The sequence below is a fragment of the Psychrobacter sp. genome, from assembly GCF_030457785.1.
Classification (GTDB): domain Bacteria; phylum Pseudomonadota; class Gammaproteobacteria; order Pseudomonadales; family Moraxellaceae; genus Psychrobacter.
On the sequence record NZ_JAKDUI010000105.1, the window covers coordinates 1 to 8,966 of the forward strand.

The 8,966-nt window shown below is 40.0% G+C and carries 7 protein-coding genes; 3 read left to right on the forward strand and 4 right to left on the reverse strand.

From position 1 onward, the window contains the following. Positions 1 to 297: 297 nt before the first annotated feature. The 3 genes from L0J61_RS06515 to L0J61_RS06525 all read left to right on the forward strand — a co-directional run bounded on the left by L0J61_RS06515 (position 298) and on the right by L0J61_RS06525 (position 5,481). A complete protein-coding gene (locus tag L0J61_RS06515; RefSeq protein ID WP_301465521.1) occupies positions 298 to 2,631 on the forward strand; it encodes a TonB-dependent receptor in 2,334 nt (777 codons plus the stop codon). A 29-nt stretch (positions 2,632 to 2,660) separates the two neighbouring features. Further along, a complete protein-coding gene (locus tag L0J61_RS06520) occupies positions 2,661 to 3,929 on the forward strand; it encodes an MFS transporter (RefSeq protein ID WP_301465522.1) in 1,269 nt (422 codons plus the stop codon). Between the two features lie 391 nt (positions 3,930 to 4,320). Beyond that, a complete protein-coding gene (locus L0J61_RS06525; RefSeq protein ID WP_301465523.1) occupies positions 4,321 to 5,481 on the forward strand; it encodes a siderophore-interacting protein in 1,161 nt (386 codons plus the stop codon). Between the two features lie 23 nt (positions 5,482 to 5,504). Here the strand turns inward: L0J61_RS06525 and L0J61_RS06530 are convergent, their stop codons facing one another. From L0J61_RS06530 to L0J61_RS06545, 4 genes are all read right to left on the reverse strand, one after another. Beyond that, positions 5,505 to 6,902, reverse strand: a complete 1,398-nt coding sequence (locus L0J61_RS06530; RefSeq protein WP_192520252.1) for an MATE family efflux transporter — start codon at positions 6,900 to 6,902, stop codon at positions 5,505 to 5,507. A gap of 111 nt (positions 6,903 to 7,013) precedes the next feature. Beyond that, the gene (locus tag L0J61_RS06535) at positions 7,014 to 7,745 is read right to left on the reverse strand and encodes a thioesterase II family protein (RefSeq protein ID WP_060490650.1); all 732 of its coding nucleotides are present in this window, start codon (positions 7,743 to 7,745) and stop codon (positions 7,014 to 7,016) included. Between the two features lie 42 nt (positions 7,746 to 7,787). After that, positions 7,788 to 8,381: a GNAT family N-acetyltransferase gene (locus L0J61_RS06540; protein WP_192520251.1), complete on the reverse strand. Its 594-nt coding sequence runs from the start codon at positions 8,379 to 8,381 to the stop codon at positions 7,788 to 7,790. Positions 8,382 to 8,407: 26 nt separating this feature from the next. Next, a partial coding sequence (locus L0J61_RS06545) for a SidA/IucD/PvdA family monooxygenase (protein ID WP_301465524.1) occupies positions 8,408 to 8,966 on the reverse strand: 559 nt, incomplete at its 5' end.

Sequence of the window (8,966 nt, forward strand, 5' to 3'; positions counted from 1 at the left end):
GTAGTACTCAATATTTTCGTCGGGTGTTTTACAAGTTTTATGGCTATATGCCGGAATTAATATATGATAAATTGATATAAATCAGTAACTTTCCCGATTTTATTAAAAAATTACGTATAGTCTAAAAATTTGTGTTAACTTTGTAATTGATATTGATTATCATTAACATTGTTTTTCATTTATGTTACTTTGGATTTATATATGTTGCCTAGCAAATCATCTTCCCTTCAATATTATCTCAGTGACCGTCATCTCAGTAAGGATATCAAAACGACTAAAAAATTTAATGCTTTATATATGCCCTCCTTATATCTAGCGCCATTACTCAGTTTATATATTCCTACCACAGCATTGGCAGCCCCATATGAAAATAGCCTGTCCTCAAATGTGCAAACCTTTAATGCGGAACAGTTTGCTGAGAGGAAAGAGGTCGCTGAACAAAATAATGGTATTAATGAAATGACATCTGATGACATGCCTACTGTCACCCTTGATGCGATTACTGTTAATGCTCGAGGTATTGAAGAAGACGAGTTAAAGACCCCCTTTGTGGTTGATACGATTGACGCGCAAGAAATTGAAGACAAGCAATATGTGACGGTAACAGATGCTTTGCGAGATGTACCTAGTATAGATATCCACGATGGTGGTAATGTGGGCTACTCGACACTATGGATGCGTGGTACAGGCTCGTTAAGTATTACCAGTCTTGATGATAATTCTGTTGATGTCCGAATAGATGGTATCAGTAATGGTAAAACGGGATTGGCACGAAACTTAATTGATGTTGAAAAAGTTGAAGTCGCAAAAGGTCCTCAAGGGACAATATTGGGTTCAAGTGCTGAGGCTGGTGGTATCATTATCAAAACCTTTGACCCATCAGATTATACAGAAGGCAGGGTCAGTGTGGGTGTGGGTAATCATAATCTTAAGCGTGGCGAGGCGATGCTAAATCTACCTATAACGGATAATGTTTCTTTTCGCATTGCAGGTATGCTGGAGGAACGTGATAATAGTCTGATAAAACGAGAAGATGGCAAACCGCTTAATAAAAAAGACAAACAAGGCATACAAGCCAAGTTGCGTTGGCATGATGATAACGAAGACAATAATGTCGTCTTAACCGCTTATCATGATGAGCAAACCAATAATGTTCCTGTCCTACAAAAAGATTTTGATACTTATAAAGTTGCCACGTTTAATCTACCACATGAAAATACAAACACCGCTAAGGGCATGAATTTAGTGGTGAATAGTACCGCTTTTGATTTTGCTGATATAGAGTCAAAAACAGGTTATCACCATTATGATAGCGATATTCTGCGCCCCTACCTACCGCCAGAGATGATGTCCCTACAATTCAGCGGATACCGAATTCCAGAAGACCAACAGCCCATATTCAGTGAGGTTCTTACCCATCCTGATAACAATCGTCAATACTTAGAGGAATCGATTAAACAGGTTTCGCAAGAAATAACATTGGTCTCTAAGCCAGAGAGCGAAGTCCAGTGGGTCGCAGGACTCTACTTCGCAAACAAAGATAGGGTGTGGAAAAACGATGCCCGAATGAACTTAAATGACATGCCAGATGGGTTATTGAAAAACAGCACTCTTGGTAGTGCGAACAACGCAATTACCGATAAAACATTTGATACCCAGACGAAAGCCATATTTGGTGAAATAACGTATCCTGCGACCGAAAGTCTAGATGTGATAGCAGGGCTACGTTTGGCAAATGAAGAGCAAACACACGATGCCGTTTGGCAAGGCAATGATAATAACCCATTGGGTAATGATGTAAAAAGTGGCAGTAAAACGCTGGAGGACACCGCAACGACGGGACGCTTTGGTTTGAGCTATGCTATAAGTCCTAATTGGCGGGTATATGCACTACAATCACGCGGTCATAAGTTCGGTGGGTTTGCCGATTATGACAATAACATGGCTTATGGTAACCCCCTTGCATATTACAAGCCGACGACAATTGATGCCTCTGAGATTGGTACAAAATATCGCAGTGCAGACAATCGCTTAAATTTGGGGTTGGCACTTTATCGTAACAAAATGAAAGACGACCATATGAGCGTAACAGCCTCACCTCCTGAATATAAAAGTGAAACGTTCAACGTTGATAGCCGTAGTCAAGGTATCGAGCTATCCGCAGATTGGCGAATGACCAATAATTGGCAGATAAAAACCCAACTTGCCTACACCGATGCAAAGGTCACTGATGCTAGCGAAGTACCACCACCCGCTAGTCCGGGGATGTTACCGCTAACGGCAGAAGATAACCACATGCCACAAGTGCCAAAATTCAGTGGCAGTATTGGTATGCAATACAACGATGATTTACTGTTTACATTGCCAGTATTTGGTAAAGCGCAGTGGTTCGCTGATGCAAAATATCGCTACGTGGGTGACCGTTATGCGCAAGCGTACAATGGTATTGAGCTTGAGAGTTATGGTTTGGTTGACGCTAGTCTAGGACTCACCAGCTACAACCACGAACTAAGCATTTGGGGTAAAAACTTAACAGATGAACGCTACGAGCATATAAAAATATATCCGATGAATGTTGGTATATTAGGAACTGATAGAAGCTATGGTCTTAAATATAGTTATTACTATTAAGACTGTCACTACTATTAAGGTAACAACAGATGAAAATATCTTCCAATCGCAAGCCTTGGGTTTTGCTTGCCAGTATTTATATCACTCAGTATATCGGGCTGGCGTTTATTTTTGCATCTTCAGTCGCTATTATGCGCGATATGGGGATGCCATTAAACAAAATTGCTTTATTAAACATCATTGCCTTACCGCTATTATTAAAGATACTGTACGCCCCATTTATAGACCTTATTCGACCCTCATTTATGCACAGACAGTTACAAGGGCGTTATCGCAGTTGGTTACTTATAGCGCAGTTTTTAATGATGATTTTATTGGTTATCATCGGTATGCTAGATATTGCGACACAGTTTAGTCTAATGATAGGATTAATGCTTGTTTATGCTTTGGCCGTGAGCGTGCAAGATGTTGCGGTAGATGGCCTTGCGAACAAAATCTTTAGTAAAAATGAGCGGCAACGAGCAAACAGTGTGCAGTTCTCTGGTAATCTTGTGGGTAATATTATTGGTGGTGGCCTGATACTTATGGCATATCCTTGGCTACAATGGCAAGGGTCACTGCTTGTGCTAGCGTTATTAACAAGTATCTCATGGTTACAACTGCTGCGTTATGTAGAGCCGACAATAGAGTTACCAGACAATGCTGATACCCGCACAGCCGCTACGCAGTTTGTGCAAAAGACGTCTTTAACGCGCTCGTTAGTTATCTTATTAGTCGCCATGTGGCAATTTATAAGAAGTAATCTGGCATGGTTTATTTTATTAGTAATTTACCCTGTCGGATTTAGTGCCGGTTTTACCCTATTGAATCCAATACTGGTGGATGCGCACTGGACGTTTGCAGATATAGGTTTTGTGACTAAAGTATACGGTTCTGTGATTGGGGTGATTTCTGCGCTTAGTGCCAGTCTTCTTATTGACAAAATGGGCCGAGTTAAAACATTGCTCGTGTTAACGGTAGCGCAAGCTTTGGTACTGATGTTATTTTTACCTCTAAGCTATGGTTACACCAATAAGCTTATGGTATATAGTGCAGTGACCACCTACTTTTTAGTAAACCCTGCACTCATGGCGACTGGTGCCACAATTGCGATGGATAAAGCCAGCCTAAAATCTGCCAAAGCCACGTTCTTTACCTTGCAACTGGGTACTCTTTCTTTTATGGGCTTTGTTTGTGCAGGTGTAGCGATGACGGCAGCCAATACGTTTGGCTACAGCAAAGTGCTAATGGCAAGTATCTCTCTCACCCTCATCATTGTCTTATTTATGCGCGCAAAACAAACCATGTTTAATAGCTAGATCTCAGTCACTTAATCTAGGGCGTGTCTTCATTTACAATTTATGGGCTAAAAATGGCTATATTACCGCCAAACTTTGTCTAATTCGTAGTCAATATGTCTATATTAACTGCGAAATTATTCACGTTTGACAACAATCTATCTCATTTTTATCTCTATAATCCAATTGGAGACATGCCCTAGACAGACCCTAGTCTTAATCAACCTTAAAAGTGATACACGGCAGATAATTGCAAGTACTACAGTAGTAGGCTAAGCGAGTCTTACATCGTAACTCTTTAAGGGTGGGCAACTATAGTATCGCTTCTACACATTTTCTTCTATTACGCTAGGGTCCGTTAATTGTTTAATAAACCCTAAATTCTATTCACTAGCACAGCACAGGTTACCTTATGCCAGCCACCCGCCCCTTTACGCCGATAGCAGATATAGATGCCAAGTTAGACATCATCGAGCATCTTAATCAAGACCATATCGAAGAAGTACAAGCGATTGCAGCGTATTATTACCCCGATTTAGCAATTACAAATCCTCTTATTATAGATATTTATAAAGAAGGGATGCTGATATCAGCACAGGTAAATAATAAAGCCCAAGAGTTGTTTGTCGATTTTAAACTTGAAGGTGATTTAGAAGAACAGGTGCTTTATTTGGCATATACTGCGATGGCGGAGCAAGGTCGCGATTTAACAGGTAATAAAAAGCATTACTTTGAGGTGATTGGTAAACAAAAATTAACGCCAAACATGACGCGGTTGACGCTACATAGTGAGACGCCGCTACCAGAAAATTATGCCGGCTATGCTTATGGAATGATACTAAAAGTACTGAATAAAACACCCCTTCAGCAGACAGTAGCAGACAAGCAGCAAATCACCTCGCTAACCACCTCCATAAAAGAACAGGTTAATAAACAAGTAAAAAAACGAGGCAATCAAGCATTCTTATGGCTGCTTAAAAAAGTATCTAGTGATAGAAGGCAAAAGATTGTAAAAACCATCAATAAAGATATTCGTCTGTACACACTACGCTCGGCTTGGAAGAGTAAAAAATCTGATTTTAATAATCAAGGTTATATGGATGTGTTCACGCATGGAAATAGTGCAGGTAGCTTATGGATTGAAACAGTAAATTTGGGCGATATTGTTTTTAGTCGTACAGAAACCGATGACAAGCACGCGCATTTACAGGAGGGGCAAACGGTGTTAATTGCTGATGAAACGGCTTATCCTGCTTTGGCGGGTATTCTGGACTTTTGGCAAAACGATATACCGCCTCATATTGTTATCTTAAGTCAACAACCGTTAGAACAAGATTACTTTGACGATAATGAATTTCCGGTAGGAGCGACTATTCATCGTATTGTCAGCCCATATAATCAACAAGGATTAAAAACCCTTGAGATATTAAAAGATATTGAGTCTATAGACGGGGTATGGGGCGCGTTTGAAAGCAAGGCGTGTAAAGTCGTGCGTCATTATTTACGTAATGAGCGCCAGTTAACTGGCAAGCAGAACCATATTAAAGGATATTGGAAAGCCACTACTGATTGATATGGCTAGGCGGCTAGTCCAGCCTAGCTGCCTAGCTGTATATGTTTAAACTTTCTTCGGCATACTATGGCAAGAACAAATGACGACACCGCCAATCCCACTACCATTAATAACCATATGTCTTCAACGCACAGTCTCATTATCCAATTAAATTTAATAGAGAGGATAACGATGGGAACAATAAATAGCCAATAATTGATAAGTATCACCAATAAGGGTTTTACGAAATCTTCAAAACCTCGTAAAACACCACTGATGAGCATTTGCATGGCACTAAAAAATTGAAAAGCAGCGCCATATGTCATCAGAATGGTGGCTATCTCTTTTACGCCATCGTCATTGGTAAAATAGCCCACTATCTTATCATCGTAAACGACTAATAAGGCGGCCATAATCGTTGCATACACCACCGTAACCAACAGGGTGAATATTGCCACTTTTGCAGCGTTTGACGCATCCGCTATACCATTAAAGTAGGCGATGCGAATCGTTGTTGCATTCGCAATAGCCACAGGAATCATAAACGCAACCAAGGTGATGTTTAAAACAATTTGATGCGCAGCAATGTGCCGAATACTGTAGGTGGAGATTAAAAAAGCCAACACGGTTAACGCCATGACTTCGAGTAAAAAAGAAAAACCAATGGGCAATCCTTCTATGAGTAAGCGTTTACTATCTTGTTTGTCTACAGAAACATTATTACCAGAGACCGAATGACCAGCACTGGCAACCCAAGGTAACTGTTGAGTAATCTGTTTTTTTAAAAACATACAAGCGATATACCCACTTACTGCCGTCGCCAGTCCGCATCCCATCCCACCCATTTCAGGAAACCCTAAAAAACCATGGATAAAAATAACATTCAGACAAGCGTTCATAATAACCAGTAGAAAGCTCACTAAAACAATAGGTTTTAGGGTACTATTCCCTTCACCCGTTATTCTATACATAAGCATATGAATAATACCTGGCATCCCAAGGCCAACAAACATTAAATAATTTCTCGTGATTAAACTGACCTCGTCATCTTGAATAAACCAAGTGACTGAAAAGGCTAATAGTTCAATGATTACGAATCCAATAATAGACAGCCAAAAAGCAACGTTTTTGGCATGTAAAAAGAGCTTTTGAGCCGCTATATGTGTATTGCCGTGATAAATGTTATTGGCATCGGCGTTATTGGTATCAACAGTATTGTTAAGGGCGGCAAATTTAGGAACAAAGACATATAACACACCCGTAAAAAAAAGAAAGACAGGTGTCCATATGGCACTGCCTAAACCCACGGCGGCTAGATCTTTATAATTATATTGTCCAGCAACCATCGCATCAACGATACCGAGCGAGGCTTGGCAAAGCTGTATGAGTATCAATGGAATAGCAAGCTTTAAAATAGGTTTAATGATGGTAGAGTTTGTCATTTTAAATAGGCTTCAAAAAATAAGGCGATAGGGGTTTATTACTAAATGCTGGGCGGATACCAGCTTTTATATTGGGTACTTATGCTGCGTTCTTATATACGGTTCGATATATCAGATGGTAGTTGTTGTATACTCAATGGCATAAGTGACTATTTGTAGCATCTCTTTGCACACCTCACGATTGTTAAAATAAAAATGACCGCCTGCAAAAACGTAACTTCCTAGCCAGTTTTCACTATAAGCTGACCAAGCATCCATTTTGGTCTTGTCAGCTATATCCGTGTCGTCATCGCCATATAATGCCAGTAGCGGCACGGTGGTCTTCTTTGGATTGTCTGCTAATAATCTATCGTTCACTAAAAAATCATTACGCAAAATACGTAAAAAGAAAGATAAGGTGTTTTTGTTGTCAAGAATTGCTTTTGGTGTGCCGTTATAATGCGTTAATGCCTCAATTAACTCCTCATCCGTTAATAAATGCTTGAGTGGCATATGCCGAGTATGCTGATAGCTTGGTCTACCACTGACGATAATGAGACTAAGAAAGGGGCGAGTAGACGCATCTAAATAATTAATGACTTTCCAGAGTAACGCTGCTCCCAAACTATGCCCAAAAAGTGCAAAAGAGTGCTGTCTTTTGCTAACGTCTCGATTGATATTTTCAGCGATTTCTTGGGCAAGAACGTCTGGACAATCGCATAATGGCGTGCTCATTTTAATACCATGGCCTGGATATTCTACTGGTATCACATTAAGATAGCTTGGGAGTAGTTTTTGCCAAGCGCTATACAACATAGAGCTACTCCCTGCTGGCGGTAAACAATACATATCATATGTCGTCATGCTTTCCTTTTGTACCCTACGTTTTTTATCATTGATGACGCCTTAAGCGCTTACCGGTGACGTATTTTGAGCGTTATAGAAAGTGTCCCGGTAGCAAAAATATAACATTGCCACTTTTTCGGGCATATCAAGCTCACCTTGAGGCTCATAAGACAAAGCGTTCAAGATCTTCGACATGGGTTTATTCTTGCTATCAGGCTCTACGATAACTTTACGAGCGCGACTGTTTTGGAATATAAAATCCGTTAGGCACCGTATAATGGGTTTAGCATAGCCTTTACCGACGACGTCCGTTTCTCCTAGTAGGATATGAAAGCCCATATCTGCCGCCTTAATATCATAATATAAACGGACACGATCTCGGGCCGCTTCATACACTTCAATGTACCCCACAGCCCTACCATTTATCGTTATGAAATAAAGCTTTTGATGGTCGTCTACAATCATCTTTTCATAGTAGGCCAGTAGTTTAGGCATCGGCTCATTTAATTGCCATTGCGGGATAACGTGTTCTTTATGCATCCAGTCATATATCAGTGGCATATCGTCGGGGTATTGAATTTGCCTTAGTCCATATACTGTGTCCGCTATTTTTTTTTCATAATTATTTGGCAATATTTGCGATAGGTTTGGCATATCAAGCTCTCTTTATTATAGTAAGGCTATTGTAATGCTTTGGGTAGAAAGTCTTGGAACGCTATTTTTTTCTCTACTTGATAATATTCTTCACCCAATATTTGGTTGATGATGATCGAGTTTCTATAACATCCCATGCCGAGATCCGGCACAGAGATACCATGAGAATACAAGCCAACATTTTGCACAAAGATAGTTTCGTCATCATCTATGCTATAGTTCCGAGCGATTTGATAACGCCCCTCCGTGTCATCTCTATTGATTTTTTCAGAGATAGAATGGATAAATTCTGGTGTTTTATATTCGTAGCCTAGTGCTAAAATCAGTGCTTGGGTATCCATCTTAAATTCTTTATTTAAATCTAGATGATTCAGTTGCAAGGAGAGTGTCTGGTCATTTTTTTTCTCTACATCGTTCAAGCGTACGTTAATGAGCATGTTGACATTAATCGGACTTTTTTTCGCTTTGATATGGTAATCCCCCCAATAAATAAGAACACTCATAAATAGAGAGTAACTGCTAGAATACATCAGCAGGAGAATCCTATGAAAAAGACACGCTTTAGCGACAACCAAATCGTCAACA

Excerpts from the sequence above, each read along its gene's own strand:
- L0J61_RS06515 (WP_301465521.1), top strand. The coding sequence starts at position 298 with ATGCCCTCCTTATATCTAGCGCCATTACTCAGTTTATATATTCCTACC.
- L0J61_RS06520 (WP_301465522.1), top strand. The coding sequence starts at position 2,661 with ATGAAAATATCTTCCAATCGCAAGCCTTGGGTTTTGCTTGCCAGTATT.
- L0J61_RS06525 (WP_301465523.1), top strand. The coding sequence starts at position 4,321 with ATGCCAGCCACCCGCCCCTTTACGCCGATAGCAGATATAGATGCCAAG.
- L0J61_RS06530 (WP_192520252.1), bottom strand. The coding sequence starts at position 6,902 with ATGACAAACTCTACCATCATTAAACCTATTTTAAAGCTTGCTATTCCA.
- L0J61_RS06535 (WP_060490650.1), bottom strand. The coding sequence starts at position 7,745 with ATGACGACATATGATATGTATTGTTTACCGCCAGCAGGGAGTAGCTCT.
- L0J61_RS06540 (WP_192520251.1), bottom strand. The coding sequence starts at position 8,381 with ATGCCAAACCTATCGCAAATATTGCCAAATAATTATGAAAAAAAAATA.